Genomic DNA, 26448 nt, shown 5'->3' with positions numbered 1-26448 from the left:
CGCCGGTCACGTGAGCGGGATCACTTCGGCAGGTTCATCGCCGTGGCGGCGATATAGGGCGCCATGATCTCCTCGGCCTTGGCCTGGGCCTCCTTCAGCGCCTCGAGCGGCTTCTTCTTGCCCGAGAGCACGGCCTGGACCTCGTCCTCGAGCGCCTTGCGCACGGCGACGGTGTTGTAGGTCGCAAACCAGGAGCGCGCGTAGGCGAGCTGGTCGACCGCGACCTTGGCGTCGGGGTTCTCGGCCAGGAACGCCTTCATCTCCGGCAGGTCGTAGGCCGCCTTGTTGGGGGCGAAATAGCCGGTGAAGCGGCTCCAGCCGCCGGAGATTTCCGGGCTGGTCAGCCAGTTGATCAGGGTCCACGACGCCTTGGTCTGCTCCGGCGTCAGGCCCTTCGGCATCATCAGCGAGGCGCCGCCGATGGCGACCGCGTTGCGCAGATTGGCCGGCACGAAGGCGACCGCATAGCCCGACTTCATGTTCTCGCGGATGAAGGAGAGCGAGCCGGTGGAGAGCACCACCATCGAGGTCTGACCGGCGAAGAAGGCGGTGGAGACGGCCTTGCCGTCGGTCACGCCTTCCGGCATCACCTTGTCCCGATGGACGAGGTTGTCGACGAAGGTCAGCGCCCCGCGCATCGACGGTTGGTCGTAATAGACCTCGCCGCCATATTCGCTGTTGTAGTACTGGCCGCCGTTCGACATGTCGAGCGCGGTCATGGTCCAGCCGAGATAGTCGTAGTTCGACGGCAGCATCAGGCCCCAGCGCTCGGTCTTGTCACCGTTGCGCTTGGTCAGCTTCTTGGCGGCGTCGGACCAATCGGCCCAGGTCTTCGGCGGCTTGGCCGGGTCGAGACCGGCCTCCTTGAAGTGGTCGGTGTTGTAGTAGAGCAGCGGGGTCGAGTTGTGGAACGGCACCGCCCAGACCTTGCCGGCGAAACGGGCATTGCCGTGCAGCGCCGGCCAGAACTGGCCCATGAAGGCGTCCGCAGTCTTGCCGTCGGCCTCGATCAGCGGATCGAGCGGCTGGATCTCGTCGGCGATCTGATACTCGAGCACGAAATTGGCGCTCATGATCACCGCCGCCGGGGGGCGGCCGGCCTTGATCGCCGCATGGGTCTTGATGTTGGTCTCGTCGTAGGAGCCGGTATAGACGGCCTTCGCCCTGATGTCGGGATGAGACGCGTTGAAGCGCTCGATCAGCGACTGCATCTCCTTGGCGAGCTTGCCCTCGACGGGCACGGGGAAGAACAGTTCGATCTCGGTGGCGGCCTGCGCCGAGCCGAGACCGAGGCCGAGGGCGAGCGAGGCCGCCGCCATGGTCCTGGTCAGGGGATACATCGTCGTTCTCCTTATTTGACGCCGGAAAAGAGGAAGGAATTGACGAACTGGCGTTGGAACAGCGCGAAGGCGGTCATCAGCGGCGCCGCGACCAGGAACGTCCCGGCGGCGATCACGCCCCATTGCGAGGCGCTCTCCGCCCCGCGCGTGAAACTGGCGAGGCCGATGGTCAGCGTCTGGTTCTCGGTCGAGGAGATGACCATCAGCGGCCACAGGAACTCGTTCCAGTGCGAGACCACCGAGACGATCGCGAAGGCGAGCAGACCCGGCCGGGCGAGCGGCACCAGCACGTGGACGATCACCTGCCACCAGCGCGCGCCCTCCACCACGGCGGCTTCCTCGAAGTCGCGCGGGATGGTGCGGAAGGTCTGACGCATCAGGAAGACGCCGAAGGCGGAGGCGAAATAGGGCGCCATCACCGCCGCCAGCGTGTCGTAGAGCCCGAGTTTCGTGATCGTCACCAGATTGGGCACGATCAGGATCGGCGGCACCAACATCAACTGGAGCAGGAAGGCGTAGAAGAAGAGGCCGCGCCCGCGGAACTCGAGCCGGGCGAAGGCCCAGCCGGCGAGCGTGATCGTCACCAGCTGCACCGCGAGAATGCCGGCGCAGACGATCGCCGTGTTGAGGTAGAGCCGCGCGAAGTCGGCGCTGTCGAGCGCCTCGGCGAAATTGGCGAGCGTCGGCACGAAGTCCGGCACCAGCGACGCCATGCCGAGCCCGCCGAAGCCCTGCGGTCGGATCGAGGCGGTGATCATCCAGGCGAGCGGCGTCGACCAGACGAGCGCCACCAGCGCCAGAAGGGCGATGGTCACGAGACGCCCGGTCTCGAGGCGGCGCGGGGCGGAGGGGAGCATCGAGGCCATCGGGATCACGCCTCGTAATGGACGGCACGCTCGAGCGTGCGCAGCGACAGGACGGAGAGCGTGATCAGCGCCGCCAGCGACACGACGGTGGCGGCGGCGGCCTTGCCGGCGTCGTAGTTCTCGTGGGCCTGCTGGTAGATGTAGTAGAGGACGAGATTGGTTGCGTCGGACGGCCCGCCCTTGGTCAGAACCACGACGTGGTCGACCTGGGTGACGACGTTGACGAGCGCGATCACCGCGACGAAGGCGAGCGTCGGTCCGAGCAGCGGCAGCGTCACCCGGGTGAAGCGCTGCGGCGCCGAGGCCCCCTCGAGCCGCGCCGCTTCGTAGAGATCGCGCGGGATCGCCTGAAGGCCGGCGATGAAGAACAACATGTAATAGGCCGCGTTCTTCCACACGGTCAGCCCGATCAGCGAGGCGAGCGCCACGTCCGGGTCGCCGAGCCAATTGGTCTGGGCGAAGCCGAGTCGGCCGAGATAGTGGTCGAGGAGGCCGATTCCCGGCAGGAACACGAAGAGAAACAGCGCCGCCGCCGCCACCAGCGGGATCAGCACGGGGAAGAACACGATCGTCCGCAGCACCGCGTTGAGCCGCGTCGCCTCCTGCAGGCCGACGGCGAGGAAGAGCGCCAGCCCGATCGAGGGCACCAGCGTGCCGACCGCGTAGATCAGATTGTTGCCGACCGCCTTGGCGAAGGAGGCGTCCTCGAACAGGCGCACGAAATTGCCGGCGCCATGGGTCACCGCCTTGGTGCCGAAGGTCTCGATCGTCACCGACTGCAGGACGACCTGGGCGATCGGCCAGTAGGTGAAGAGGATCAGGAACACCAGCGACGGCGCCAGCAGCGTCAGCGCCAGCCGGTCGTGCCGCGCCACCGCCCGCCGCGGGCGCGGCGGGGCCGCCGTCTCCGGGATCGAATCCTCCATCGTCGCCACGATCGTCATGCGTCTGCCGTCCCTTCCCGCGAGTTCCGAGCCTGGATCGCGGGAGACTGGCCGGGCGAGATGACGGCGAAACGTCGGTTCGGTAACGATTGGACGACGCACGCGGCGGGACGTGCGACCCCGTCGCGACCGTCCCGGTTGCCATCATGTCTCTGTCATCCGCCGCCGCTATCGAGCGGGAATCCGTCGTCGGGAGAAAGAGACATGGCCGAAGTCCGGTTCGAGAACGTGCGTAAGTCCTTCGGTACGGTCGACGTCATCCACGGCCTCGATCTCGAGGTGCCCGACGGGTCCTTCGCGGTGGTGGTCGGCCCGTCCGGCTGCGGCAAGTCGACCCTGCTGCGCATCACCGCCGGGCTGGAGACGGCGAGTTCGGGCCGGGTCGTGATCGGGGCCCGCGACGTCACTCATGCGGAGCCGCGCGACCGCGACGTCGCCATGGTGTTCCAGAACTACGCCCTGTTCCCGCACCTGACGGTCGCCCGCAACATCGCCTTCGGGCTCGAGCTGCGCGGCACGCCCAAGGCCGAGATCGCCGAGCGCGTCGCCCGCGCCGCCGCCGTCCTCCGCCTCGACGGCCTGCTCGACCGCAAGCCGCGCCAGCTCTCCGGCGGCCAGCGCCAGCGCGTGGCGATGGGCCGGGCGATCGTGCGCCAGCCCGAGGTCTTCCTCTTCGACGAGCCGCTCTCCAATCTCGACGCCCAGCTGCGCGGCGACATGCGTGTCGAGATGAAGCGCCTGCACCAGACCCTCGGCACGACCTCGATCTGGGTCACTCACGATCAGGTCGAGGCGATGACCATGGGCGATCTCCTCGTGGTGATGAACGGCGGCCGCATCGAGCAGATCGGCACGCCGATCGAGGTCTGGGAGCGCCCGGCCTCGACCTTCGTCGCCCGCTTCATCGGCTCCCCGCCGATGAACCTGATGCCGGGCCGTCTCGACGGCGATCGCGTCGTCGTCGACCCCGCCGAGGCCCCGCCCTCGAACGATCCGGCCGCGAGCGTCATCGGCGTTCGCCCCGAACATTGGCACGTCGCCGACGAGGCGGCCCTGCTCGATCTGCATGTGGAGGTGGTCGAGCCGCTCGGTTCGGAGACGCTGCTGCACGGTCGCGCCGCCGGCCACGCCGTCGCCGTGCGCCTGGCGGCCGATCGGCGCGTGCGCCCGGGCGAGCGGGTGCCGCTCGCCGTCGCCCGTCACCGCGTCCATGTCTTCCACGCCGCCACCGGCGCGCGTCGCGAGGCCGTGGCCTGACACGTCGCTCCGCCGGCCGTCCCCGCCGCGCGCGTCCGGCGCGTCCGGCGCGCACGGGGCAGGCCGCGGTCATTCCCCCGCGACGGCCGGTTCCCGCGCCTCCTGGGCGAGGTCGGAGAGGGCGTGCGAGACGATCTGGATCCCGCCGACGATGCCGAGGCTCGCCATGATCGCGGCGACGACGGCATCGGGCCAGCCGGCGCCGGTGCCGAAGACGCCGCCGGCGGCCGCCAGGACGGCGAGATTGCCGATCGCGTCGTTGCGCGAGCAGATCCACACCGAACTCATGTTGCTGTCGCCGTTGCGGAACCGATAGAGCATCAGCGCGACCGCGCCGTTGGCGAGCAGCGCCGCGACGCCGACGATCCCCATCACCTCCGCCTCCGGCAGGGTGCCGGTGACGAAGCGCCACACCGCGACCCCCGCGACCCAGACGCCGAGGCCGACCAGTCCGACGCCCTTGACCAGCGCCGCCCGCGCCCGCCACGTCAGGGCGAGGCCGGAGACGCCGATGGCGATCGCGTAGTTGATCGCGTCGCCGAGGAAGTCGAGCGCGTCGGCCTGGAGCGCCGACGATCCGGCCGCGAGACCGGCGACGATCTCGGCCACGAACATGCCGGCGTTGACGATCAGGGCGATCCACAGCGCCCGTTTCCAGGCGGGATCGGCCGAAGCCGGGGCGGCCTTCGCCGAGGCGCAGGATCCGTGACAGGAACAGGCCATGTGCGACCTCCTCGCCGTCGCGACCGCGACGGCATTCCTCCCGCGCGCGACGCGCGGGGTCGAGACGATGAACCCGAATCATAGACCGTCTCGCCGCATCGCACGAGTGGGAGATGGGGCCGGACGCCGCGCGCCACCGCGACCGACCGCCGCCCTCGCCCGGGCCGGATCGTCGTACGATCGTGGCCGCGCCGGTGCTAGACTGGCGCCGATCCCACGCGCCGTCCGGGAAGGACCCGTCATGCTCGTGCTCGCTCTCGGTCTCCTGCTCTTTCTCGCCGTCCACTCGGTTCCCATGGCGCCGCGCCTGCGGGGGGCGGTCGTCGCGCGCCTCGGTCTCGACCGTTGGCGGGCCGTCCATTCGCTCGTCGCGGCGCTCGGCCTCGGCCTGATCGTCTGGGGCTTCGCCCTCGCCCGCGCCGAGGGCCAGCCGCGCTGGCTCGATCCCGAGGTCTCGCTGCGCCACGCGACGCTTCTCCTGATGATGCCGGTGTTCCCGCTGCTCTTCGCCGCCTATCTGCCCGGCCGCATCTCCGCGACCATCCGCCACCCGATGGTGACGGCGGTGATTCTCTGGTCGGCCGCCCATCTGATGATCGTCGCGAGCGCCCCGGCGGTGCTGCTCTTCGCCGCCTTTCTCGCCTGGAGCGTCGCCGATCGGCTGTCGCAGTCCCGCAGGCGGCTGGCGGTCGCGCGCCTGCGCCCGTCCTTCGGCCGCAACGACCTGCTGGCGATCGGCCTCGGACTGGCGGTCTACGCGGTGGTGGTGGCCCGGCTCCACCTGTGGCTGATCGGTGTCTCTCCTCTGGGATGACGCGCGAGCGCCGGTTTCGCCACGAAATCGCTGCGATTGACGGGGAAGACCCGGACCGGCGGCCGGCCTCGCCGCGCCCGACGCACGGTTTGCGGGGGGCGAGGGGAAAGGGTATGGTGCCGTCGCATCCGGCGTGGGCGAGGCCTGCGCCGGTCTGTTTTCGTCGTGCCCACGGTCCGGTGGCGCCGACGCGGACCACCAGGGAAGGTCTCCTCGCGAGGAGACGCGTGCAGGCGGGCAGGCGGAGCGAAATGGCCGACATCTTCAACGAGATCGACGAAGAACTCCGCCAGGAGAAACTGAAGAAGCTGTGGGATCGTTGGGGCGTCTTCGTCCTCGCCGCCGCGGTCGTGCTGGTGGTGGCCGTCGCCGGATGGCGGGTGTGGGACCACATGCGCCAGCAGCGCGCGGCCCATGAGGGCGACGCCTATGTCGCGGCTTCCGAACTCGCCCGCACCGGCGACCCGAAGGCGGCCGAGACCGCGCTGATCGAGCTCGCCAAGACCTCGGTCGGCGGCTATCCGGCGCTGGCCGGGATGCGCGCCGCCGGCGCCCGCGCCCAGGCCGGCGAGGTCGAGCCGGCGATCGCCGCCTTCGACGCCATCGCCGCCGATGCCGCGACCCCGGTTCGCCTCGCCGAGATCGCCCGCATCCGCGCCGCCTATCTCGCCGTCGACGTGGCCGATCGTGCCGCCGTCGAGACGCGCGCCGCGCCGCTCGCCGCCGCCGGCCGCCCCTATCGGGCGGCCGCGCGTGAAATTCTCGCTCTCGCCGCCTGGAAGGCGGGCGACACCGCCGCCGTCGCCGCCCGGATCGCCGAGATCGAAACGGATCCCGAGACCCCCCGCGATCTCCTCGATCGCATCTCCGTTCTGAGCGCGCTGGTGAAGGCGCAAGGCACGTCCGGAAAGGCCAACTGATGTCGAAGCTCCTTCGCCTCGCGCTTCTCGCCGCTCTCGCCGGGACGGTCACCGGCTGTTCCTCCACCGACGACATCCAGGATGCGGTCGCGGCGGTCAATCCGTTCGGCGATTCCAAGAAGCCGCTGCCGGGCGAACGCCAGGACGTCTTCGACGGCCAGAGCCCGATCCAGGTCGCCAAGAACAAGCCGGTGTCGATCGGCGGCGCCCATTCCGTCTCCGCCTGGACCTCGGTCGGCGGCCCCGCCGGCAACGACGCCGGCCACGTCGTGCTGTCGGGCTCCGGCACCACCCAGGTGTGGTCGACCCGCGCCGGCGACGTCGGCTCCGGCTCGATGCTGCGCGAGGACGTGCGTGCCTTCGTCGGCCCGATCGCCGCCGGCGGCCGCGCCTTCGTGCTCGATCCGAACGGCTACGTCACCGCCGTGACCCTTTCGGGCGGCACCTCCTGGCGCACCTCCGTGCGCCCCGGCGACCGCGACAATCAGGCCACCACCGGCGGCCTCGGCACCGACGGCGCCCGCGTCTACGCCGCCACCGCCTGGGGCGATCTGGTCGCCCTCGATGCCGATTCCGGCGCCAAGTTGTGGGAGAAGAAGCTCGCCGAGCCGGCCCGCAGCGCCCCCACCATCTCCGGCGGCCGCGTCTATGTCGTGACCCAGTCGAACACCGTCCTGGCGCTCTCCGCCGCCGACGGTTCCGAGGTCTGGACCTGGCGCGGCGTTCCCGAGATCGGCAACCTCCTCTCCACCAATTCCCCGGCGGTGTCCGGCGGCGTGGTGGTGGTGCCCTTCACCTCCGGCGAGGTCGTCGCCCTCGACGAGAAGAAGGGCGAGCCGCTCTGGAACGACAGCCTCGCCCGCGCCAGCCGCTCCTACGCGGTCTCGGGTCTCACCACGATCTCCGCGAGCCCGGTCGTCGCCGACGGCGTCGTCTACGCCACCGGCGTCGGCAGCCGCACCGTGGCGGTGGGGCTGAAGACCGGCCAGCGTCTGTGGGACGTCGCCTTCGGCTCGGCCCACACCCCGGTCGTCTCGGGCAACGCCCTGTTCCTGGTCGACCTCGACAATTCGCTGACCGCGCTCGACCGCAAGTCGGGCGACGTTCTGTGGGCGACCAGGCTGCCGACCACCAAGACCAAGAAGAAGCGCACCGTCTGGGCCGGCCCGGTGCTCGCCGGCGGCTCGCTGTGGCTCGCCTCCAACGAGGGCGGGATGATCGGCGTCGATCCGATCTCCGGCCGCGTGACGTCGACCCAGGCGGGCGGCAAGGCGGTGATGCTGTCGCCGATCGCCGTTTCCGGCAAGCTCCTCACTCTCGCCGCCGACGGTACTCTGTCGGCCTGGGAGTGACCGCCTCATGTCGGCCATCGTCGCCATCGTCGGCCGCCCCAACGTGGGCAAGTCGACCCTCTTCAATCGCCTCGTCGGCAAGAAGCTGGCGCTCGTCGACGACACGCCCGGCGTCACGCGCGATCGTCGCCCGGGTGAGGCCAAGCTCGGCGATCTGACCTTCACCGCCGTCGATACCGCCGGCCTCGAGGAGGCCGACGCCGAGACGCTGTCGGGGCGCATGCGCGCCCAGACCGAGGAGGCGATCCGCACCGCCGACGTCTGCCTTTTCGTCATCGACGCCCGCACCGGCCTGATCCCGCTCGACAAGACCTTCGCCGACATGCTCCGCCGCACCGACGTGCCGGTGATCCTCGTCGCCAACAAGGCCGAGGGCCGGGTCGGCGAGGCCGGCGCCTGGGAGGCGTGGGAACTGGGCTTCGGTGATCCCGTCGCCATCTCCGCCGAGCACGGCGAGGGCATGGCCGATCTCTACGAGGCGCTGCGTCCGCTCGTCGACGCCCTCGACGGGGAGCCGGGGGAGGGCGACGCCGTCGCCGAGACCGACACGCCGGTGTTCGAGACCGACGAGGAGCTCGACGAGGTCGCGCTCGCCGCCGAGGCCGAGAAACGCCGCACGATGCCGCTGCGCATCGCCGTCACCGGCCGCCCCAATGCCGGCAAGTCGACGCTGATCAACCGCCTGATCGGCGAGGACCGCATGCTGACCGGCCCCGAGGCCGGCATCACCCGCGACTCCATCTCGGTCGACTGGGAATGGAACGGCCGCCCGGTCAAGCTCTTCGACACCGCCGGCCTGCGCCGCAAGTCGCGCGTCCAAGACAAGCTCGAGAAGCTCTCGGTCGCCGACGCCCTGCGCGCGGTGCGCTTCGCCGAGGTGGTGGTGGTCTGTCTCGACGCCACCATTCCCTTCGAGAAGCAGGATCTGCAGATCGTCGATCTGGTGGTCAAGGAGGGCCGCGCGCTGGTCATCGCCCTCAACAAGTGGGACCTGATCGAGGATCGCGTCACCGCCTGGAAGACCATGCGCGAGACCTGCGACCGTCTGCTGCCGCAGGTGCGCGGCGTGCCGATGGTGCGCATCTCCGGCCTGATGGGCGAGGGCCTGAGCGAGCTGATGAAGGCGATCGAGACGGTTCACGAGACTTGGAACAGCCGCGTCTCCACCTCGCGCCTCAACCGTTGGCTCGAGGGCGTGATCGAGCGCCATCCGCCGCCGGCCGTGTCTGGCCGCCGCATCCGCATCCGCTACGCGACTCAGGCCAAGACGCGCCCTCCGCACTTCATCGTCTTCTGCTCGCGCCCCGAGGCCCTGCCGGAGAGCTATTCGCGCTATCTCGTCAACGACCTGCGCGATCGCTTCGATCTGATCGGCATCCCCGTGCGCATCTCCCTGCGCAGCGGCGACAACCCCTATCACGACAAGAACGCGCGGCGCTGAGCCGCCGGAGAAAGAGAAAGGCCGCCCCCGAGGGCGGCCTTTTTCGTCGTGCGGCGCGCGGGCGGCGTCACGCCATCGTGTGGCTCCACAGGATCCCGGCGCCGATCAGGATCAGGCCGATCCCGGCGGCGATCTCGGCGCGATGGCCGACCGCCTCGCCGATCCGCCGGCCCATGGTGAGCCCGATCGCCGTCATCACGAAGGTGGTGCCGCCGATGATCGGCGCGGCGACGAGAATGTCGACGTCGAGGAGGGCGAGCGAGACGCCGACCGCCATCGCGTCGATCGAGGTGCCGACCGCGGTGACGATCAGCCCGACGAGGCCCTTCGGCGGCGGCGGCTCGTCGTGGTCGCGCGTCCAGGCATGCCACGCCATGTGACCGCCGACGGCGGCGAGGAGGCCGAAGGCGATCCAATGATCGACCGCCTCGACCCAGTCGGAAAAGGCCCAGCCGACCGCCCAGCCGATCAGCGGCGTGATCATCTCGGTCACGCCGAAGATGAGCGCGCCCTTGAAGACGGCGCCGACATGGGGCGCGCCGTTGGCGGCGCCCCGTCCGACCGCCGCGGCGAAGGCGTCGATCGACAGGCCGAGGGCCAGGACGAAGAGAGAAAGCAGGTTCATGAGGACGAGCCGAAGATCCGGGGGTGTGACGGGCGCGCGCCTTCGCTCCCCGGAACAGGGCGACGGCGGCGCCGGTCTCGTCAGTCCTCTCGGCCGATCGTGCCACGCGGAGGCTTCCGCGAGTGTGTTGACACGACCCCGCTCCTCGCGAGCGGCGACTACTCCCCGACGGCGCGGACCATGAACGGCAGGTCGCGCCACGTCAAGATCGGGAGCCTTCCGAAAGAGATCAATCGAGCCAGGTCTGGGTGGGATGGTCCCAGACGCGGCCGGAGATCTCGAGCGCCGGCGAGACCAGTTCCATCAGCTTCGGGACGAGGACGATCGGCCGATCGAGCGTCTCGGCGTCCTCGCCCGGCATCGCCTGCGCCCGCATCTTGGTGCGCAGCGGGCCGGGATTGATCGCGTTGACCTTGATCGGGGTCACCGCGAGCTCCTGCGCCCAGGTCGCGACCAACGCCTCGAGCGCCGCCTTCGAGGCCGCGTAGGGGCCCCAGAACGGGCGGATGCGCCGCGCCGCGCTCGACGTCAGGAACACCGCGCGGCCCGCCGGGGCGAGCCGCAGCAGCGGCTCGAACGACCGGATCAGACGCCAGTTGGCGGTGACGTTGACCGCCATCACCTTCTCGAAATCCTTCGGCCCGGCATGGGCGAGCGGACCCGTCGGCCCGAGCAGGCCGGCGTTGCCGATCAGGATGTCGAGACGGCCGAAACGCTCCCACAGCGCCCCACCGAGCCGGTCGATCGCCTCGAAGTCGGTGAGATCGAGCGGCACCAGCGTCGCCGTGCCGCCCTCGGCGCGGATCGCGTCGTCGAGTTCCTCGAGCGCGCCGGTCGTCCGCGCGACCGCCACCACATGGGCCCCGGCCTTGGCGATCTCGGTCGCGATGGTCCAGCCGATGCCGCGCGAGGCGCCGGTCACGAGGGCGATCCGGTCGGTGAGGGGCTTGACGGTCATCGGCGGCGGGTCTCCGGAAGGCGGGGCGAGGTGGGGCGGACGAGCGCCCTCACTCGGATTCGACGAGAAGATCGAGCGCGCGCACGTCGCCGGCCAGCGCCCGATCGGTCAACCGGGTCGGATAGTCGCCGGTGAAACAGGCGTCGCAGAACTGCGGCAGCTCGTTGTGGCGCTTCGCTTCGCCGACGGCGCGATAGAGGCCGTCGATCGAGAGGAACGCCAGACTGTCGACGTTGATGTAGGCCGCGAGTTCCTCGAGGCTCATCCGCGCCGCGATCAGCTTCGCCTTCTCCGGCGTGTCGACGCCGTAGAAGCAGGGATCGACGGTCGGCGGCGAGGCGATGCGCATGTGCACCTCGCGGGCGCCGGCATCGCGCACCATCTGCACGATCTTCTGCGAGGTGGTGCCGCGCACGATCGAATCGTCGACCAGGATGACGCGCTTGCCCTCGATCACCGATCGGTTGGGATTGTGCTTGAGCTTGACGCCCATGTGGCGGATCGCGTCGGTCGGCTGAATGAAGGTGCGGCCGACGTAGTGATTGCGGATGATGCCGAGATCGAACGGCAGGCCCGCGGCCTCGGCGAAGCCCATCGCCGCCGGATTGCCGGAATCGGGCACGGGGATGACGACGTCCGCCTCGACCGGCGATTCCTTCGCCAGCTCCTGGCCGATCCGCTTGCGCACCGTGTAGACGCTGGTGCCGCCGAACACCGAATCGGGACGGGCGAAATAGACGTATTCGAAGATGCAGAAGCGCGAGTTGCCGGGGGCGAAGGGGCGGAACGATTCCAGCCCCTCGTCGGTGATCACCACCATCTCGCCCGGCTCGATCTCACGGATCACCCGGCCGCCGATGATGTCGAGGGCGCAGCTCTCAGAGGCGAGCACGTAACAGCCGTCGACGTCGCCGAGCACCAGCGGGCGCACGCCCTGCGGATCGCGCACGCCGATCAGCTTCTTCTCCGACAGGGTCACGAAGGCATAGGCGCCCTCGATCTGACGCAGCGCGTCGATGAAACGGTCGACCAGCGGCCCCTTCGACGAGGTCGCGGCGAGGTGGATCACCGTCTCCGTGTCCGAGGTCGACTGGAAGATCGAGCCGCGCAGCTGCAACTGGCGCTGCAGCGTCAGGGCATTGGTGAGATTGCCGTTGTGCGCCACCGCGAAGCCGCCGCCGTGGAACTCGGCGAACATCGGCTGCACGTTGCGCAGCACCTGCCCGCCGGTGGTCGAATAGCGAGTGTGGCCGATGGCGCTGTTGCCCTTGAGGCGCGCCATCACCGCCGGCTTGGCGAAATTGTCGCCGACGAGACCGATGTGGCGCTCGACGTGGAACTGCTGGCCGTCGTAGGTGACGATGCCGGCGGCCTCCTGGCCGCGATGCTGGAGCGCGTGCAGGCCGAGCGCCGTCAGGGCCGCCGCTTCCGGATGGCCGTAGACGCCGAAGACGCCGCACTCGTCGTTGAAGTGATCGTCGCGCATGTCGTCGATCGTCCAGCCGTCGCGAAGCCCGGCCGTTCCGGTCTCGCTCTCACCTGCGCTCATGGTCGAACCTTTCGTCATCGAACGCCCGCCGCCTCGGCCCCCGGGACCCGGGCGCGGCGGCGGTCGCGTCTCGGCCTCACGGCGCCTTGCCGGTGGTGCCGATCATCTGCTCGAGCTGTTTCTTCTCGCCGTTGCGATAGATGGGGGCTTCGGCGCCCTTCTGCGAGGTCGGCTTGGTGGCGTCGCCCGGCTCCTGCGGGGTTCCGTCGTCCGTCGCCTTGGACTTCAGCCGCTTGAGGATCGCCTCCTCGGCGTTTTCGGGCAACAACGCCAGCAGCTTGGTGCCGAGCGCGTCGAGGATCGGCTTCGATTTGGCCGCGGCGACCCAATGGGGCTGCTGCTGGACCGGGACGAAGCCGTTGAAGAACTGCATGGCGACGACCAGGAGCAGGAGGCCGCGCGCCGCCCCGAACAGGAAGCCGAACGAGCGATCGAGCGCGCCGAAGGCCGAATCCAGCACGAAGTCCGAGATCTTCATGGTGATCCAGCTGACCAGCAGCAGCGTGATCAGGAACAGGCCGGCGATGGTGACGATCATCGCCACCTGATCGTTGGGCACGTAGACCTTGACGGTCGGCAGCATCTGCTTGTGGAACATCACCGCGACGACGGCGGCGGCGGCCCAGGAGGCGATCGAGAGAACCTCGCGCAGGAAGCCGCGATACATCGCCAACAGCGCCGACACCAGCACGACGACGACGACGATCCCGTCGAGAAGTGTGATGAAATCCATCGCTCCAGACCTCGCTCGCAGCGATCGCCCCGCGACCGCGCAACCGTCCTCACAAGGCGATCGCTCCGCGATCGTGCAATCGTCCCCCACGATGATCGCGGCGCGATCGCGCGGGTGGTAGAAGGCGCCGTCCGTCCCCGCCGGGGGACGAGCCCCTCCGGGCCGGCCCGAAACGCCGTCCGCCGGGCCCACGCGGGACCCGCCGGAAACGTCGGTGTTTCGATACGCGAGCCGGCGCCGCCGGTCCAGTCCAAAACGCCGACGCGATGCCGCGCCGCGGCACCGCCGCCGTGCGGCATCGCGACCGTGTCCTCTTCGCGAGCGCCTCTCAGCGCGCCCAGCCGCCCGCCGAGCGCCGTGGCGCCTCCTCGCGCGTCTCGCTCTCCCGCTGCAGGATGCGCCCGCCCGAGCCGGCCGCGATCCGCGCGACGAGATCGGAGAGCGACTCGATCTCGCCGACCTCGAGCCCGATCGACGGCACTTCGCGCCCCTTGCGCTCGTCGCGTCCCGCCGCCTCGCCGCCGGCGTTCTTCGGCGTGACCGCCGCGCGGAAGCCGAGCCGCTCCGCCTCACGGAGCCGCGCGTCGTGGCGTGCCACCGGCCGGACCGAGCCGGAGAGCCCGATCTCGCCGAAATAGACCCCTTCCGCCGGCAGCGCGACCCCGGCGAGCGAGGAGACGAGCGCCGCCGCCACCGCGAGGTCCGCCGCCGGCTCCTGGATCCGCAGGCCCCCGGCGACGTTGAGATAGACGTCGTGCGACCCGAGCCGCACGCCGCAGCGCGCCTCGAGCACCGCCAGGATCATCGACAGCCGATTGCCGTCCCAGCCGACGACCGCGCGCCGCGCCGTGCCGAGCGAGGTCGGCGCCACCAGCGCCTGCACTTCGATCAGGAGCGGCCGCGTCCCCTCCATGCCGGCGAAGACGGCGGTACCGGGCGAACGGCCGTCACGCTCGCCGAGAAAGAGCTCGGACGGGTTGGCGACCTCGCGCAGGCCCGCCCCCGACATTTCGAAGACGCCGATCTCGTCGGTCGCCCCGAAGCGATTCTTGACCGAGCGCAGCACCCGGAACTGCCGCGCCCCGTCGCCCTCGAAATAGAGCACCGCGTCGACCATGTGCTCGACCACGCGGGGGCCCGCGATCTGGCCGTCCTTGGTGACGTGGCCGACCAGCACCACCGTCGCGCCCGAGGCCTTGGCCCAGCGGATCAGCGCCTGCGCCGAGGTGCGCACCTGAGTGACCGTGCCCGGCGCCGAATCGGCGAGCTCCGTCCACAGCGTCTGGATCGAATCGATCACCACCAGCGCCGGCGTCGGCCCGGCCTGGAGCGTGGCGAGAATGTCTTCGACCGAGGTCTCGGCGGCGAGCGCGACCGGCGCGGCGGAGAGCCCGAGCCGCTCTGCCCTGAGCCGTACCTGCCCGATCGCCTCCTCGCCGGAGACGTAGACCACCCGATGCCCGGCGCTCGCCAGACGCGCCGCCGCCTGGATCAGGAGCGTCGATTTGCCGATGCCGGGATCGCCGCCGACCAGGAGCGCCGAGCCGCGCACGAAGCCGCCGCCGGTGACCCGGTCCAATTCGCCGATGCCGGAGGCGATTCGCGGCGCCTCCTTGGCCTCGCCCGAGAGCGCCACCAGAGGCACCACTCGGCCGCGCCGGGCCGAGACGGAACTCCCCGCCGGTGCCCCGCCGACCCCGCCGCCGCCGTCGAGCTCCTCGACGATCGTGTTCCATTCGCCGCAGCCGTCGCAACGCCCCGCCCAGCGGGCGGAGACGGAACCGCAGTTCTGGCAGACGAATCGGGAGGTGCGTTTGGCCATGGATCGGGATCTCTCTCGCGGACGCGTCATCCTGTCAGAACGTTCCTGTTTTGTACAGGGGTGAGGCGCGGCCACGTCGAGGTGACATGTCAGACGTCGTTCCGTGTCCGTTCGCGTGGGCCGCGAAGTTTTCGACAGATCCGCGCCCGTCGTCCCCAGGATCCACGACGCCTCGTCATTCCTCCGTCACGAAACCGCCCGAGAGAGCGCATCCGAGCCTGGCGCGGAACGGAGGGAACGAGAGATGACGGCGACGGTGATTTCGGTCGGTCGCGACGGCGCGCATCGCTTTTCGAAGCCGGTCCTCGCGGAGATCCGCCTTCTCGCCGGCCTCGGCGTCGAGGGCGATGCCCATTGCGGCGTCACGGTGAAACATCGTTCGCGCGTCGCGGTCGATCCGACCCGGCCCAACCTGCGCCAGGTTCACCTGATCCAGAGCGAACTCTTCGACGAACTCGCCGAACGCGGCTTCGCCCTCCGCCCCGGCGATCTCGGCGAGAACGTGCTGACGCGCGGCGTCGATCTCCTCGCCCTGCCGCGCGGCACGCGGCTCCGCCTCGGCGCCGAGGCGGTCGTCGAGATCACCGGACTGCGCAACCCCTGCGGCCAGATCGAGGCCTTCCGTCCCGGCCTGCTCGCCGCCGTCGTCGAGCGCGCGCGCGACGGCACGCTGCGGCGCAAGGCCGGCGTGATGGGCGTGGTGCGCGCCGACGGCATGGTCCGCCCGGGCGATGCGATCGTCGTCGATCGCCCGCCGCCGCCCTGGCATCCGCTCGAACGGGTCTGACGGCGGATCGCGTCAGACGCGGACGCGCTGGTAGCGTCGGCCGAGCGAGGTCAGGACCTCGTAGTCGATGGTGCCCATCGCCTTGGCCACCTCCTGGAGTGAGACGTGCGGGCCGATCAGCTCGACCCGATCGCCGCGCGCCGCACCCGGCACGTCGGTGACGTCGACCATCAGCAGATCCATCGAGATCCGCCCGACGATCGGCACGCGGTGGCCGGCGAGGTGGCCGGAGCCCCCGGGGGCGCTGTCGGCGCCGGAGGCGGTGCGGTGGAACCCGTCGGCGTAACCGACCGAGAGTACCGCCAGACGGCTCGTCCGGCGCACGGTCTGGCGCGCGCCGTAGCCGACGCTCTCGCCGTGCGGCACGTCGCGCACCTGAAGGATCGTCGCCTCGAGCCCGACCACCGGCCGCATCGGCGAGGGCTGGCCGGAGACGATCGCCCCGCCGTAGAGCGCGATGCCCGGCCGCACCAGATCGAAATGGTATTCGGGGCCGAGGAAGACGCCGGCGGAATTGGCGAGCGAGGCGGAGATGTCCGGAAAGAGCCCCCGGATCGACTTGAACCGGGCGAGCTGGAGGGCATTCAGCGGATGTTTCGGCTCGTCGGCGCAGGCGAGGTGGCTCATCACCAGATCGGCGCCCGAGGCGGCGACGAGATCCGGCCGCGCCGCCAGCGCGCGGGCCTCCTCGAGCGAGAGCCCGTGCCGGTTCATGCCGGTGTCGACGTGAATGGCGCAGGGCAGCGGCAGATCCTGATCGCGACCGAAGGCGGCCCAGTCCTCGATCTCCGGCAGCGAGCCCAGCACCGGCGCCAGACCATGCGCGGCGAGCGTCTCCTCGGTGCCGGGGAGGAGGCCGTTGAGCACGAAGATCCGCGCCTGGGTCCAGCCGGCCGCGGTGAGCGCGGCGCGCACGTCGATCCCCTCGCCGACATGGGCGACGAAGAAGGTGCGGGCGCCGTCGGCGGCCATGGCGACGGCCGCTTGGGGGCCGCCGGTGCCGTAGCCGTCGGCCTTGACCACGCCGGCGACCTCGACGCTCGCCGCGCATTTGGCCGCGACGGCGCGCCGATTGGCGACGATGGCCTCGGTCGAGATCGTGAGACGAGTCGGGCGGGGAGGGGAGAGCGTTTCGGTCATGATGATCCGAGGGAGCGTCGGGAAAGGGGCGCTGTCAAGGCAGGGGGCGCGAGTGCGAGATCCGCGTGCGCAACCCTTGCCGTCGGGCCCGTGCCGTGATTCGTTCCTCTCTCCCTCCGCGAAGGTCGCCCGCCCCATGTCCACCTCGCCGCAACGGCCCGATGTCGCGCCCGAACCCCGCTGGACCCGGCGCGGATCGCTCGATTGGTGGCGCATCAACGTCGCGTTGTTCCTCTCCGGCTATGCGATCTTCTCGCAGCTCTATTGCGTCCAGCCGCTGCTGCCCGATCTCGCGCGCGCCTTTTCGGTCTCCGCCGCCGAGAGCTCGCTGGCGCTGTCGCTGTCGACCGGGTCGCTCGCCCTGGCGATTCTCGTCGCCGGCGCCCTGTCGGAGAGCCTCGGCCGCAAACCGCTGATGTTCGCGTCTCTCACCATCGCCGCCGTCCTCGAGATCGGCGTGGCGTTGGCGCCGTCCTGGCCTCTGGTCCTGGTGCTGCGCGCGCTGGAGGGCTTGGCGCTCGGCGGCGCCCCCGCCGTCGCCATGGCCTATCTGGCGGAGGAGATCGAGCCCGCCGGCCTCGGCGCCGCGATGGGCCTCTACATCGGCGGCAATGCCGCCGGCGGCATGGCCGGCCGCGTCGTCACCGGCCTCGTCGCCGAACATTCCGATTGGCGCATCGCGCTCGCCGTCGTCGGCGGTCTCGGCCTCGCCGCCGCTCTCGGCTTCCTCGCCCTGCTGCCGGCCTCGCGCAATTTCACGCCCCGACCCTCGCGCGGCCTCGCCCCCCATCTCGCCGCCTGGGGACGCCACCTCGGCGATCCCTCGATGCGCGCCCTCTTCGCGGTCGCCTTCCTGGCGATGGGCGGCTTCGTGACCGTCTACAACTACATCGGCTTCCGCCTGATGGCCCCGCCCTTCGATCTCGGACAGGCGGCGGTCGGCGCGATCTTCGTGGTCTATCTCGCCGGCATCGTCGCCTCGCCGGTCGCGGGCTCCCTCGCCGACCGCTTCGGCCGCGCGCCGGTGCTGATCGGCGGCGTCGCGCTCTCCGCCCTCGGCCTCGCCCTGACGCTCGCCGGCGCGCTGACCGCGATCGTCGTCGGCATCGCGGCACTGACCGCCGGCTTCTTCGCCGCCCACACCGTCGCCGGCGGCTGGGTCGGGGCTCGCGCCAAGGGCGACAAGGCGCACGCCTCCTCGCTCTACCTCCTCGCCTACTACCTCGGATCCTCGGTGATGGGCTCGCTCGGCGGCCTCTTCTGGACGGATCTCGGCTGGGGCGGCGTGACGGGCTTCGTCGCGGTGCTGCTGGTCGGTCAGACGCTGCTGGCGGCACGGCTCTCCCGCGCCGCCGTCTGAGACGTGACGATCACTCGTGCCGTTCGGGCAGGTGATCGTCGCGGATGAGGTCGGAGAAGCGGGTGTATTCGCCGGCGAAGTGCAGTTCCACCGACCCGGTCGGTCCGTGACGCTGCTTGCCGACGATCACCTCGGCGATGCCCTTCATCCGGTTGAACTTCTCTTCCCACTTGAACCAGGTGTCGGTGCCCTTCTCCTGCGGCTCCTGGTTCTTGAGGTAATATTCCTCGCGATAGACGAACATGACCACGTCGGCGTCCTGCTCGATCGAGCCGGATTCGCGAAGGTCGGCGAGCTGCGGCCGCTTGTCCTCGCGGTTCTCCACCTGACGCGAGAGCTGGGAGAGCGCCACGATCGGCGTGTTCAGCTCCTTGGCCAGCGCCTTGAGGCCGGTGGTGATCTCGGTGATCTCCTGGACGCGGTTGTCGCCCTTCTTGGACGAGCCGGTGAGGAGCTGAAGATAGTCGACGATCAGGATGTCGAGCCCCTTCTGCCGCTTCAGGCGCCGGGCGCGCGCGGCGAGCTGGGCGATCGAGATGCCGCCGGTCTGGTCGACGTAGAGCGGCACCGACTGCATCATCTGCGAGGCGCCGACCAGTTTTTCGAACTCGGCGTCGGAGATGTCGCCGCGACGGATCTTGTTCGAGGGGATCTCGGCCTGTTCCGACAGGATACGCGTGGCGAGCTGCTCGGAACTCATTTCCAGCGAGAAGAAGCCGACGATGCCGCCGTCGACGGTCTCGAGCGTCCCGTCGGGGCGCTCCTCGGCGCGATAGGCGGCTGCGATGTTGAAGGCGATGTTGGTGGCGAGCGAGGTCTTGCCCATCGCCGGACGTCCCGCGAGGATCACGAGGTCCGAGCGCTGCAGGCCGCCGAGGCGCTGATCGAGCGAGGAGATGCCGGTCGAGATGCCCGAGAGCTTGCCCTGACGCTGGAAGGCCGCCGCCGCCATCTCGATCGAGCCGCGCAGCGCGTCGGAGAAGGTGACGAAGCCGCCGTCGTAACGCCCGGCCTCCGCCAGTTCGAAGAGCCGCCGCTCGGCGTCCTCGATCTGGGCGCGCGGCGGCATGTCGACCGGCGCGTCGAAGGCGATGTTGACCATGTCCTCGCCGATCCGGATCAGATTGCGCCGGGTCGCGAGTTCCTGGATCTGCCGGCCGTAGTCCTCGGCGTTGATGATGGTCGTGGCGTCGGAGGCGAGCCGCAGCAGATATTGCGTCGGGCTCATGTCGGCGATCTGCTGATCGCCGGGGAAGAAGGTCTTGAGCGTGATCGGCGAGGCGGTCTTGCCGGCGCGGATCATCAAGGCGGTGCGCTCGAAGATCACCTTGTGGGGCTCGAGGAAGAAATGGGCCGGCTCGAGGAAGTCGGAGACCCGGTAATAGGTCTCGTTGTTGACCAGGATCGCGCCCAGCAGCTGGCGTTCGGCCTCGACGTTGTGCGGCGCGGTGCGGGCGAGCGCGGGGACGGAGGCGTCGTCGACGCGACGGATCGGAGCTTTCATGGGGCGGCGTCTTCCTCGGTTGAGGATGTCTTAACCGCCCCGGCCGACCGGGCAAAGCATCCACCGCTTCATACCGCCTCGTCCACAAGATTGAGTCGGTCTGAGGGATTCTCCGCCTTGACCGTTGCAGGATGCAGAGATGCGAGTCCCTCGCCTCGGCTCCCGCCGCTCGGCGGGCTCCCGCGGCCGGCGATCGACCACCCGTGTCACGCCCGGTTGGAAAGTTTCTTTCCAGTCCATCGCCGCCCCGTCGCGCCCGCGCCGAGGGACCGATCGACGCGGGCGGGAAACGAAGTGGCAAAATAGACATGCGGTATCAAGGTATTGAGAGCCGGGGCGGGAAGAGCTCCGCCGCCACCGTCGCTATCCTCGGTAAACCTCCGATCCGGGCCTTTGCGAGCGGCAAACCGTCATCTCGTACGATCGTTAGAGAACGCGAAGAATGAGAATATTCGAAATAACAGATCTACCGCCCCGACGCGGGGCGCGGGTCCGCGAACCTCCGGGCGGACCGCGAACCGGGTGGTGATCGACCGAGAACCGAAGGATCGTCGCCGAGCCGCGCCCGGTCGCACGATCGATCAGGGGGTCTCGCGATGTCCAGTTTCGTTCCGGTCGCGATCGCTTCGATCGCCGTCCTCCTCGCCGCCACCTCGGTTCGCGCGGATGAGGCCGACTGGAAGCGCGGCCGCATCTATTATCGCAGCGTCTGCACCTCCTGCCATGCCGCCGAGCCGGTCGGCTCGATCTCGCCGTCGACGCGCACCAAGGCCGAATGGGCGGCCTATCTGAAGGCCGACAGACACGCCGCCGGCAAGGACACGGTCTCTCGGTATCTCTCGCAGGCCTATCGCGCCGAGATCAAGGCCACCAACAAGGCGGCCGAGAAATTCGCCGATCTCCCCGACGCGCAGCTGACGGCCGACGTCGCCGCCTTCCTGATGCGCGGCGCCAAGGACGGCGACGAGCCCGCCTCCTGCAATTGACCCCCAGAGACGAGACGCGCGGATCTCCGGGGCACGATCCCCGGCGGATCGGCGCGCGGAGACCCGTGCCATGAGCAACGAGAAGCCCGCTCGCTTTCCCGGACTGCGGAAGGACCTCCACGAGATCTTCGTGGCGGAATGGTCGCCCTATCTCGGCGCCGTCCTCCTGGTTCTCATCGTCGTCGCGCTGATGACGACCGGCCTCTTCTGGGGCGTCTTCGGCGGCGTCAAGTTCTGGGGCGATCGGCTCAATTCCGCGATCGGCCTCGCGCCGACCCTCGGCATCGCCGAGGCCAAGGAGACGCTCCTCACCCATCGCATGTCGCTGATGAACATCCTCCTCGTCGCCGGCGCCTTCACCGCCGCGCTGATGTCGGGACAATTCGCGCCGAACCGCCCGCCGAAGCTCGAATACGTCTGGGCGGCGATGGGTGGATCGCTGATGGGGATCGGCGCCTCGCTCGCCGGCGGCTGCACCACCGGCGGCTTCTTCAATCCCGTGGTCCATTCCTCCCCGGCCGGCTGGGCGATGTGGGTCGGCCTCCTCGCCGGCGCCTGGCTCGGGCTGAAGGCGCTCCTGTGGACGCTCGAGACCATCGAATGGGGCACCACCCCGCCGCCCTCGATCGTCGTCCCGACCGGGCTGAAGCGGATCTATCCGGTGATCGGCCTCGCGATCGTCGTCGGCGTCGTCGCCTGGAGCGCGACCTGGTGGGCCTCGCCCGACAAGCAGCTCGCCTCGCGCGCGATCATCGTCGTCGCCGGTTTCGCCATCGGCTTCGTGATGCACCGCTCGCGCCTCTGCTTCGCCCGCTCGATCCGCGAACCCTTCATGACCGCCGAGGGCACCATGACCAAGGCGGTGATCCTCGCCATGGCGCTCGGCATCCCGCTCGCCGCGCTGCTCTTCCGCGCCAAGGTGATCGACGCCTATGTGGCCATCCCCGCGACCTTCTGGGTCGGCTCGCTCGCCGGCGGCCTGATCTTCGGCGTCGGCATGGTCTTCGCGGGCGGCTGCGCCTCGGGCGCGCTGTGGCGGATGGGGGAGGGCCACGCCAAACTCTGGGTGGCGATGCTCTTCTTCGCCTGGGTCGGCTCGATTGCCTCCGCCCTCTTCAAGAAACTCGGCCTCACCACCATCGACGAGACCAACGTCGAGACCTGGGAGATGACCGGCGTCGGCCGCCAGGCCTTCCTGCCCGACATGGTCGGCGGATGGGGCTGGGCGCTGCTGATCGGCTTCGGCCTGTTGGCGCTCTGGTACGCGATCGTGCGCTGGAACGAGACCACCGAAAAACTGACCGTCCTGTGACACTCGGAATTCAGGGAGAAGTACGATGCACGCCGAACGTCTCACCCTCCTCGCCGCCTTGATGCTGGGCTCGGTCGCCGCCTTCGTCGCCGTCCCGCTCGCCCCGGCCGTGGCCGAGACCGCGCTCCAGCCCAAGGAGGGCTGGTTCGCGACCCTCACGACCTTCGAGAAGGTCCGGCCCGAGGTCACCATCCCGCCCAAGAAGGGCGTGACCCTGATCGACAGCCGCCCGGCCGCCCGTCAATACGACCCCGGCCACATCCCCGGCGCGATCAACATCCCCGATACCGCCTTCGAGAAGTCGACCGACAAGCTGCCGGCCGACAAGGCCACCCGGCTGATCTTCTACTGCGGCGGCCTCGACTGCATGCTGTCCCACAACTCCGCCCACAAGGCGAAGGCGCTCGGCTACACCGCGATCGAGGTCTATGCCGAGGGCATGCCCGACTGGAAGGCGAAGGGCGGCCAAGTCTCCGTCTCCGGTCCCTACATCAAGAAGATGATGGACGAGAAACAGCCCTTCGTCCTGATCGACGCCCGTCCGAAGCGCGTCACCGACAAGGGCGTGATCCCCGGCGCGCTGGCGATCTCCGACAGCGAGTTCGACAAACACGTCGACAAGCTGCCGGCCGACAAGGCGACCCTGCTGGTCTATTACTGCGGCGGCCTCGAATGCGTCCTCTCCGACAACTCCGCCGCCAAGGCCCGGGCGCTCGGCTACACCAACGTCATGACCTACCCGGAAGGCTATCCCGAATGGGAGAAGCTCTATGGCGCCGGCCCCGCCGCCGCCGCTCCCGCCGCCGCGCCGGCCCCCGCGCCCAAGGCGGCGGCGCTCGTCCCCGGCAAGGAGAAGGGCTCGGTGACGGCCGCCTCCTTCGAGGCCGCCTGGAAGGCCGACGCCGCCTCGATCGTCCTCGTCGACGTGCGTGATCCCAAGGAATATGCCGCGGGCACCATCAAGGGCGCCGTCAACGTGCCGATGAATCAGCTCGAGAAGAGCTTGTCGACGCTCCCGAAGGACAAGCCGATCGTCTTCATCTGCGGCACCGGCGCCCGCGCCGGCGAGGCCTACGACACCGCCAAGATGTTCGCCGCCGAGATGAACGTCGCCTTCCTCGATTCGTCGATCAAGTTCGCCGGCGACGGCACGGCGACCATCACCGACAAGAAGTGACGCGAGGAGTGGGGGATTAGGCCCCCGAAACGCGAAAGAGCCGGGCGTCGCCGCCCGGCTCTCTGCTGTTCTGCGCGAAGGATCGCGAGAGGCTCACGCCTCGTCGTGATAGCCTTCCTCGTCGGTGATCGGGCCGACCTCGCGCACGAAGATGTCTTCGTTGTCGCGGGTGATGACCTCTTCGCCGCGCGCCTGACGCTCGGCCTCGTCCTGCGAACGGGCGATGTTGATCGTCACGGTCGCCTCGACTTCCGGATGCAGCGAGATCGCCACGGCGTGCAGGCCGATGGTCTTGATCGGCGCCTTCAGCTCGACCTGGTTGCGCTCGACGGAGAAGCCGCCGGCGACCACCAGATCGGCGATGTCGCGGGTCGAGACCGAGCCGTAGAGATGGCCCATCTCGCCGGCCGAACGCACGACGATGAACGACTGACCGTCGAGCTTCTCGGCGACCGCCTGAGCCTCGGCCTTGCGCTCGAGGTTGCGCGCCTCGAGCTGGACCTTCTGGGTCTCGAAATACTCGCGGTTGGTCTTGTTGGCGCGCAGCGCCTTGCCGCGCGGCAGCAGGAAGTTGCGGGCATAGCCGTCCTTGACCTTGACGATGTCGCCCATCTGGCCGAGGCGGCCGATACGTTCGAGCAGGATGACTTCCATGGGATTTCTCCTCGTTGTCCGTGTGTGTTTCGATCGATTTCGTAGTTCAGGTCGGATCCGTGTCGGAGCGCGCGCCCCGGCGTAGACCGAGATGGGTGTCGGCGAGCCCGACCAGCGCCATCACCAGCGCCGCGATCGGGAAGAGCAGCACCAGACCGTAGGCGGTCGCCCGCAGGATCCAGCGCATGTCGGTCGGCCGGGTCAGCACGGTCAGAACGCCCATGCCGACCAGGAACAGCGGCGCGAAGGCGGCTCCGGCGGCGATCGAGGCGAGCACCCCGAGCGAGCCGGAGAGGAACGCCCCGGCGAAGCCCGCCGCGAAGACGAGGCCGAGCCACGGCGACACCTCGAGCATCGCCAGATCCTCCCACGGCCGCGCCATCCGCCCGGTGCGCCGCACGATCCGGGCGGCGATCACCAGATCGAGCACCAGGACGAGCGTCCAGAACGCCGGGAAGAACGCCGGCATCAGCCGCACCGAGGCGCGGACGAACGGCTCGAGTGCCATCGCCTCCGGCAGATCGGTCGCCGGCGTGCCGCCGCTGACGAGCGCCTCGTGGAAGGCGGCGACCACCTGCCGCGTCGTCTCGGCGACGTCGAAGCCGATCGCGAGCGCCCCCGCCAGCGTGGCGATCGCCATGACGACGGCGGCGATGGTCGCGATCCGGCCGATCGGGAACCACTGCGGCCGCGCGCCGCCGACGACCCGCGCCACCAGCCCGGTCAGGATCAGCGCCGGCAGCGCCGCCGAGCCGAGATGGAGCAGGGCGGCGGGCGTGCCGAGTTCGATCTGAAGGGAGAGAAGGGCGGTGAAGCCGCCGACCAGCGCCGCGTGCGATCCCCAGCCGAGGCCGGCGATCATCAACGGCAGCGGCGCCGCGACGAAGAGCGGCAGCGTCAGAAGGCTGCCGCCGATCAGCGACGCGAACAGCAGCGCCGAGACGAGGCCCGCGCCGATGCCGATCATGATGGAGGGGACCGAGACCTTGCTCGTCATGTCGCCCAGCTGTCCCGTCTCTCGAGAGAACGGTTAGAGGCGAGACCGCCCCAACCCGATCGTTCCGGTGGCGCGTCTCGGCCCGCCACGGTCGCCGCCCCTCTGAAGGGGAGCATAAGGGGAGCGGCGTCCGCTCCCCCGATCTCGTCGGGCCGTCCGGAGACGGCCTCGTTCGATCATCCGATCCGACCCCGCGAAGGGGCCGCGATCACTTGATGACGAACGGAAGCAGGCCGATGAAACGGCTGCGCTTGATCGCCTTGGCGAGCTCGCGCTGCTTCTTGGCGGAGACCGCCGTGATGCGGGACGGGACGATCTTGCCGCGCTCGGACACGAAACGCTGCAGGAGCTTGACGTCCTTGTAGTCGATCTTCGGAGCGTTGGCGCCGGAGAAGGGGCAGGTCTTGCGACGGCGGAAGAAGGGCCGGCGGGCCTGTTGGGTGCTTTCGGCCATCACGCGTTCTCCTCGTCACCGAATTCGGCGTCTTCGCGGCGGGGGCCACGGTCACGGCGCGGGCCGCGATCGCCACGGTCCCCACGATCGCCGCGGCGGTCGTCGCGACGCTCGTCGCGGTCACGCTTCTGCAGCATGACGGACGGGCCTTCCTCGAGCTCGTCGACGCGGATGGTGAGCGAGCGCAGCACGTCTTCCGACAGGCGCTGCTGGCGTTCCACCTCGGCCAGGGCCGCGGCCGGAGCGTCGATGTTCATCAGCGCGTAGTGCGCCTTGCGGTTCTTCTTGATGCGATAGGCCAGGGACTTGAGGCCCCAGTTCTCGATCTTGGTGACCTGACCACCGAGACCCTCGATGATGGTCTTGTACTGGGCGATCAGCCCGTCGACGGCCTGCGTCGACACGTCCTGGCGAGCCAGGAACACGTGCTCGTAGAGCGGCATGGAATGTCCTTCCTCGTTGCACCGGCGTCTCTTTCGAGCCGCCGAACCGCTGGACACCGGCGCCAAGCCTCCCGGGGGCCTCACGAGGAAGATCCCGAAACGTCGACTGTCGGAGAGCGGAGACACCGGACGACGGATCTCGCGAGATCCTGCCGCGACCGACCCTCACGAGAAGGGAATTGGTCACGACCGTCCGTTCAGCCCCCGGCCGGGTGCCCGACGGAATGGTGGGGTTCTACGGATTTTCGCGCCGAATGCAAGGGGTGAACGCGTTTCGGGCCCGCCGGCGT

25 protein-coding genes are annotated in these 26448 nt (G+C 69.6%); 10 read left to right on the top strand and 15 right to left on the bottom strand.

Annotation, left to right across the window (positions count from 1 at the left end):
- Nucleotides 1-20: 20 nt before the first annotated feature.
- From J3S89_RS09285 to J3S89_RS09275, 3 genes are read right to left on the bottom strand one after another with little or no spacing between them, the layout of a single operon-like run.
- Nucleotides 21-1340 (bottom strand): ABC transporter substrate-binding protein, encoded by a 1320-nt coding sequence (locus J3S89_RS09285; protein WP_217927202.1) that lies wholly within the window; start codon nucleotides 1338-1340, stop codon nucleotides 21-23.
- Nucleotides 1341-1351: 11 nt separating this feature from the next.
- Entirely contained in the window at nucleotides 1352-2206 is an 855-nt protein-coding gene (locus tag J3S89_RS09280) for a carbohydrate ABC transporter permease (RefSeq protein WP_230488910.1), read from the bottom strand.
- A gap of 5 nt (nucleotides 2207-2211) precedes the next feature.
- A complete protein-coding gene (locus J3S89_RS09275) occupies nucleotides 2212-3150 on the bottom strand; it encodes a carbohydrate ABC transporter permease (RefSeq protein WP_230488911.1) in 939 nt (312 codons plus the stop codon).
- A 204-nt stretch (nucleotides 3151-3354) separates the two neighbouring features.
- On the opposite strand from J3S89_RS09275, the gene J3S89_RS09270 reads away from it, so the two are divergent.
- Entirely contained in the window at nucleotides 3355-4407 is a 1053-nt protein-coding gene (locus tag J3S89_RS09270) for an ABC transporter ATP-binding protein (protein ID WP_217927201.1), read from the top strand.
- Between the two features lie 69 nt (nucleotides 4408-4476).
- Here J3S89_RS09270 and J3S89_RS09265 read toward each other — a convergent pair whose 3' ends face one another.
- Nucleotides 4477-5130, bottom strand: a complete 654-nt coding sequence (locus J3S89_RS09265; protein WP_217927200.1) for a cation efflux transmembrane domain-containing protein — start codon at nucleotides 5128-5130, stop codon at nucleotides 4477-4479.
- Between the two features lie 241 nt (nucleotides 5131-5371).
- Here J3S89_RS09265 and J3S89_RS09260 point away from each other — a divergent pair, with 241 nt between their 5' ends.
- The 4 genes from J3S89_RS09260 to der all read left to right on the top strand — a co-directional run bounded on the left by J3S89_RS09260 (nucleotide 5372) and on the right by der (nucleotide 9657).
- Nucleotides 5372-5944 (top strand): NnrU family protein, encoded by a 573-nt coding sequence (locus J3S89_RS09260; RefSeq protein WP_217927199.1) that lies wholly within the window; start codon nucleotides 5372-5374, stop codon nucleotides 5942-5944.
- 251 nt (nucleotides 5945-6195) lie between these two features.
- Entirely contained in the window at nucleotides 6196-6864 is a 669-nt protein-coding gene (locus J3S89_RS09255) for a tetratricopeptide repeat protein (protein WP_217927198.1), read from the top strand.
- Nucleotides 6864-8216 carry an outer membrane protein assembly factor BamB family protein gene (locus J3S89_RS09250; RefSeq protein ID WP_217927197.1) on the top strand — a complete coding sequence of 451 codons (1353 nt, stop codon included), beginning with the start codon at nucleotides 6864-6866 and terminating at the stop codon, nucleotides 8214-8216. The genes J3S89_RS09255 and J3S89_RS09250 overlap by 1 nt, the downstream gene beginning before the upstream one ends.
- Nucleotides 8217-8223: 7 nt before the next feature.
- Nucleotides 8224-9657 carry a ribosome biogenesis GTPase Der gene (gene der, locus J3S89_RS09245; RefSeq protein ID WP_217927196.1) on the top strand — a complete coding sequence of 478 codons (1434 nt, stop codon included), beginning with the start codon at nucleotides 8224-8226 and terminating at the stop codon, nucleotides 9655-9657.
- 67 nt (nucleotides 9658-9724) lie between these two features.
- Here the strand turns inward: der and J3S89_RS09240 are convergent, their stop codons facing one another.
- The 5 genes from J3S89_RS09240 to radA all read right to left on the bottom strand — a co-directional run bounded on the left by J3S89_RS09240 (nucleotide 9725) and on the right by radA (nucleotide 15344).
- Nucleotides 9725-10282 carry a manganese efflux pump MntP gene (locus J3S89_RS09240; protein ID WP_217927195.1) on the bottom strand — a complete coding sequence of 186 codons (558 nt, stop codon included), beginning with the start codon at nucleotides 10280-10282 and terminating at the stop codon, nucleotides 9725-9727.
- A 229-nt stretch (nucleotides 10283-10511) separates the two neighbouring features.
- Entirely contained in the window at nucleotides 10512-11240 is a 729-nt protein-coding gene (locus J3S89_RS09235; RefSeq protein WP_217927194.1) for an SDR family NAD(P)-dependent oxidoreductase, read from the bottom strand.
- Between the two features lie 49 nt (nucleotides 11241-11289).
- The gene (gene purF, locus J3S89_RS09230; protein ID WP_217927193.1) at nucleotides 11290-12789 is read right to left on the bottom strand and encodes an amidophosphoribosyltransferase; all 1500 of its coding nucleotides are present in this window, start codon (nucleotides 12787-12789) and stop codon (nucleotides 11290-11292) included.
- 76 nt (nucleotides 12790-12865) lie between these two features.
- Nucleotides 12866-13522, bottom strand: a complete 657-nt coding sequence (locus J3S89_RS09225) for a CvpA family protein (RefSeq protein WP_217927192.1) — start codon at nucleotides 13520-13522, stop codon at nucleotides 12866-12868.
- A gap of 328 nt (nucleotides 13523-13850) precedes the next feature.
- The gene (gene radA, locus J3S89_RS09220) at nucleotides 13851-15344 is read right to left on the bottom strand and encodes a DNA repair protein RadA (protein ID WP_217927191.1); all 1494 of its coding nucleotides are present in this window, start codon (nucleotides 15342-15344) and stop codon (nucleotides 13851-13853) included.
- Between the two features lie 244 nt (nucleotides 15345-15588).
- On the opposite strand from radA, the gene J3S89_RS09215 reads away from it, so the two are divergent.
- Nucleotides 15589-16131 carry an MOSC domain-containing protein gene (locus J3S89_RS09215; RefSeq protein WP_217927190.1) on the top strand — a complete coding sequence of 181 codons (543 nt, stop codon included), beginning with the start codon at nucleotides 15589-15591 and terminating at the stop codon, nucleotides 16129-16131.
- Between the two features lie 12 nt (nucleotides 16132-16143).
- Here the strand turns inward: J3S89_RS09215 and alr are convergent, their stop codons facing one another.
- Nucleotides 16144-17271, bottom strand: coding sequence for an alanine racemase (alr, locus tag J3S89_RS09210; protein WP_217927189.1), 1128 nt, complete (start codon nucleotides 17269-17271; stop codon nucleotides 16144-16146).
- A 136-nt stretch (nucleotides 17272-17407) separates the two neighbouring features.
- On the opposite strand from alr, the gene J3S89_RS09205 reads away from it, so the two are divergent.
- A complete protein-coding gene (locus J3S89_RS09205) occupies nucleotides 17408-18631 on the top strand; it encodes an MFS transporter (RefSeq protein WP_217927188.1) in 1224 nt (407 codons plus the stop codon).
- Between the two features lie 10 nt (nucleotides 18632-18641).
- On the opposite strand, the gene J3S89_RS09200 is transcribed toward J3S89_RS09205, so the two are convergent.
- Complete coding sequence (locus tag J3S89_RS09200; protein WP_217927187.1) at nucleotides 18642-20135, bottom strand: replicative DNA helicase; 1494 nt, start codon at nucleotides 20133-20135, stop codon at nucleotides 18642-18644.
- Between the two features lie 596 nt (nucleotides 20136-20731).
- On the opposite strand from J3S89_RS09200, the gene J3S89_RS09195 reads away from it, so the two are divergent.
- From J3S89_RS09195 to J3S89_RS09185, 3 genes are all read left to right on the top strand, one after another.
- Complete coding sequence (locus tag J3S89_RS09195) at nucleotides 20732-21121, top strand: hypothetical protein (RefSeq protein ID WP_217927186.1); 390 nt, start codon at nucleotides 20732-20734, stop codon at nucleotides 21119-21121.
- 70 nt (nucleotides 21122-21191) lie between these two features.
- Nucleotides 21192-22433 (top strand): YeeE/YedE thiosulfate transporter family protein, encoded by a 1242-nt coding sequence (locus J3S89_RS09190; RefSeq protein WP_217927185.1) that lies wholly within the window; start codon nucleotides 21192-21194, stop codon nucleotides 22431-22433.
- Nucleotides 22434-22458: 25 nt separating this feature from the next.
- Nucleotides 22459-23610: a rhodanese-like domain-containing protein gene (locus J3S89_RS09185; protein WP_217927184.1), complete on the top strand. Its 1152-nt coding sequence runs from the start codon at nucleotides 22459-22461 to the stop codon at nucleotides 23608-23610.
- Nucleotides 23611-23703: 93 nt separating this feature from the next.
- Here J3S89_RS09185 and rplI read toward each other — a convergent pair whose 3' ends face one another.
- The 4 genes from rplI to rpsF all read right to left on the bottom strand — a co-directional run bounded on the left by rplI (nucleotide 23704) and on the right by rpsF (nucleotide 26158).
- Nucleotides 23704-24264, bottom strand: coding sequence for a 50S ribosomal protein L9 (gene rplI / locus J3S89_RS09180; RefSeq protein ID WP_217927183.1), 561 nt, complete (start codon nucleotides 24262-24264; stop codon nucleotides 23704-23706).
- A 46-nt stretch (nucleotides 24265-24310) separates the two neighbouring features.
- Entirely contained in the window at nucleotides 24311-25261 is a 951-nt protein-coding gene (locus J3S89_RS09175; protein WP_217927182.1) for a DUF2232 domain-containing protein, read from the bottom strand.
- 208 nt (nucleotides 25262-25469) lie between these two features.
- Nucleotides 25470-25715 carry a 30S ribosomal protein S18 gene (gene rpsR / locus J3S89_RS09170; protein WP_217927181.1) on the bottom strand — a complete coding sequence of 82 codons (246 nt, stop codon included), beginning with the start codon at nucleotides 25713-25715 and terminating at the stop codon, nucleotides 25470-25472.
- Entirely contained in the window at nucleotides 25715-26158 is a 444-nt protein-coding gene (gene rpsF, locus J3S89_RS09165) for a 30S ribosomal protein S6 (RefSeq protein ID WP_217927180.1), read from the bottom strand. The genes rpsR and rpsF overlap by 1 nt, the downstream gene beginning before the upstream one ends.
- Nucleotides 26159-26448 lie beyond the last annotated feature (290 nt).

It is taken from the genome of Pinisolibacter aquiterrae (assembly GCF_019160155.1).
In the GTDB taxonomy this organism is placed as follows: Bacteria; Pseudomonadota; Alphaproteobacteria; order Rhizobiales; family Ancalomicrobiaceae; genus Pinisolibacter; species Pinisolibacter aquiterrae.
Note: the sequence above shows the minus strand (reverse complement) of the source record. Positions and strands in the feature narration are given on the sequence as shown.

What these genes read in the sequence shown, in the direction of transcription:
- J3S89_RS09285 (WP_217927202.1), bottom strand. Translation starts at nt 1,340, where the DNA reads ATGTATCCCCTGACCAGGACCATGGCGGCGGCCTCGCTCGCCCTCGGC.
- J3S89_RS09280 (WP_230488910.1), bottom strand. Translation starts at nt 2,206, where the DNA reads ATGGCCTCGATGCTCCCCTCCGCCCCGCGCCGCCTCGAGACCGGGCGT.
- J3S89_RS09275 (WP_230488911.1), bottom strand. Translation starts at nt 3,150, where the DNA reads ATGACGATCGTGGCGACGATGGAGGATTCGATCCCGGAGACGGCGGCC.
- J3S89_RS09270 (WP_217927201.1), top strand. Translation starts at nt 3,355, where the DNA reads ATGGCCGAAGTCCGGTTCGAGAACGTGCGTAAGTCCTTCGGTACGGTC.
- J3S89_RS09265 (WP_217927200.1), bottom strand. Translation starts at nt 5,130, where the DNA reads ATGGCCTGTTCCTGTCACGGATCCTGCGCCTCGGCGAAGGCCGCCCCG.
- J3S89_RS09260 (WP_217927199.1), top strand. Translation starts at nt 5,372, where the DNA reads ATGCTCGTGCTCGCTCTCGGTCTCCTGCTCTTTCTCGCCGTCCACTCG.
- J3S89_RS09255 (WP_217927198.1), top strand. Translation starts at nt 6,196, where the DNA reads ATGGCCGACATCTTCAACGAGATCGACGAAGAACTCCGCCAGGAGAAA.
- J3S89_RS09250 (WP_217927197.1), top strand. Translation starts at nt 6,864, where the DNA reads ATGTCGAAGCTCCTTCGCCTCGCGCTTCTCGCCGCTCTCGCCGGGACG.
- der (WP_217927196.1), top strand. Translation starts at nt 8,224, where the DNA reads ATGTCGGCCATCGTCGCCATCGTCGGCCGCCCCAACGTGGGCAAGTCG.
- J3S89_RS09240 (WP_217927195.1), bottom strand. Translation starts at nt 10,282, where the DNA reads ATGAACCTGCTTTCTCTCTTCGTCCTGGCCCTCGGCCTGTCGATCGAC.
- J3S89_RS09235 (WP_217927194.1), bottom strand. Translation starts at nt 11,240, where the DNA reads ATGACCGTCAAGCCCCTCACCGACCGGATCGCCCTCGTGACCGGCGCC.
- purF (WP_217927193.1), bottom strand. Translation starts at nt 12,789, where the DNA reads ATGAGCGCAGGTGAGAGCGAGACCGGAACGGCCGGGCTTCGCGACGGC.
- J3S89_RS09225 (WP_217927192.1), bottom strand. Translation starts at nt 13,522, where the DNA reads ATGGATTTCATCACACTTCTCGACGGGATCGTCGTCGTCGTCGTGCTG.
- radA (WP_217927191.1), bottom strand. Translation starts at nt 15,344, where the DNA reads ATGGCCAAACGCACCTCCCGATTCGTCTGCCAGAACTGCGGTTCCGTC.
- J3S89_RS09215 (WP_217927190.1), top strand. Translation starts at nt 15,589, where the DNA reads ATGACGGCGACGGTGATTTCGGTCGGTCGCGACGGCGCGCATCGCTTT.
- alr (WP_217927189.1), bottom strand. Translation starts at nt 17,271, where the DNA reads ATGACCGAAACGCTCTCCCCTCCCCGCCCGACTCGTCTCACGATCTCG.
- J3S89_RS09205 (WP_217927188.1), top strand. Translation starts at nt 17,408, where the DNA reads ATGTCCACCTCGCCGCAACGGCCCGATGTCGCGCCCGAACCCCGCTGG.
- J3S89_RS09200 (WP_217927187.1), bottom strand. Translation starts at nt 20,135, where the DNA reads ATGAAAGCTCCGATCCGTCGCGTCGACGACGCCTCCGTCCCCGCGCTC.
- J3S89_RS09195 (WP_217927186.1), top strand. Translation starts at nt 20,732, where the DNA reads ATGTCCAGTTTCGTTCCGGTCGCGATCGCTTCGATCGCCGTCCTCCTC.
- J3S89_RS09190 (WP_217927185.1), top strand. Translation starts at nt 21,192, where the DNA reads ATGAGCAACGAGAAGCCCGCTCGCTTTCCCGGACTGCGGAAGGACCTC.
- J3S89_RS09185 (WP_217927184.1), top strand. Translation starts at nt 22,459, where the DNA reads ATGCACGCCGAACGTCTCACCCTCCTCGCCGCCTTGATGCTGGGCTCG.
- rplI (WP_217927183.1), bottom strand. Translation starts at nt 24,264, where the DNA reads ATGGAAGTCATCCTGCTCGAACGTATCGGCCGCCTCGGCCAGATGGGC.
- J3S89_RS09175 (WP_217927182.1), bottom strand. Translation starts at nt 25,261, where the DNA reads ATGACGAGCAAGGTCTCGGTCCCCTCCATCATGATCGGCATCGGCGCG.
- rpsR (WP_217927181.1), bottom strand. Translation starts at nt 25,715, where the DNA reads ATGGCCGAAAGCACCCAACAGGCCCGCCGGCCCTTCTTCCGCCGTCGC.
- rpsF (WP_217927180.1), bottom strand. Translation starts at nt 26,158, where the DNA reads ATGCCGCTCTACGAGCACGTGTTCCTGGCTCGCCAGGACGTGTCGACG.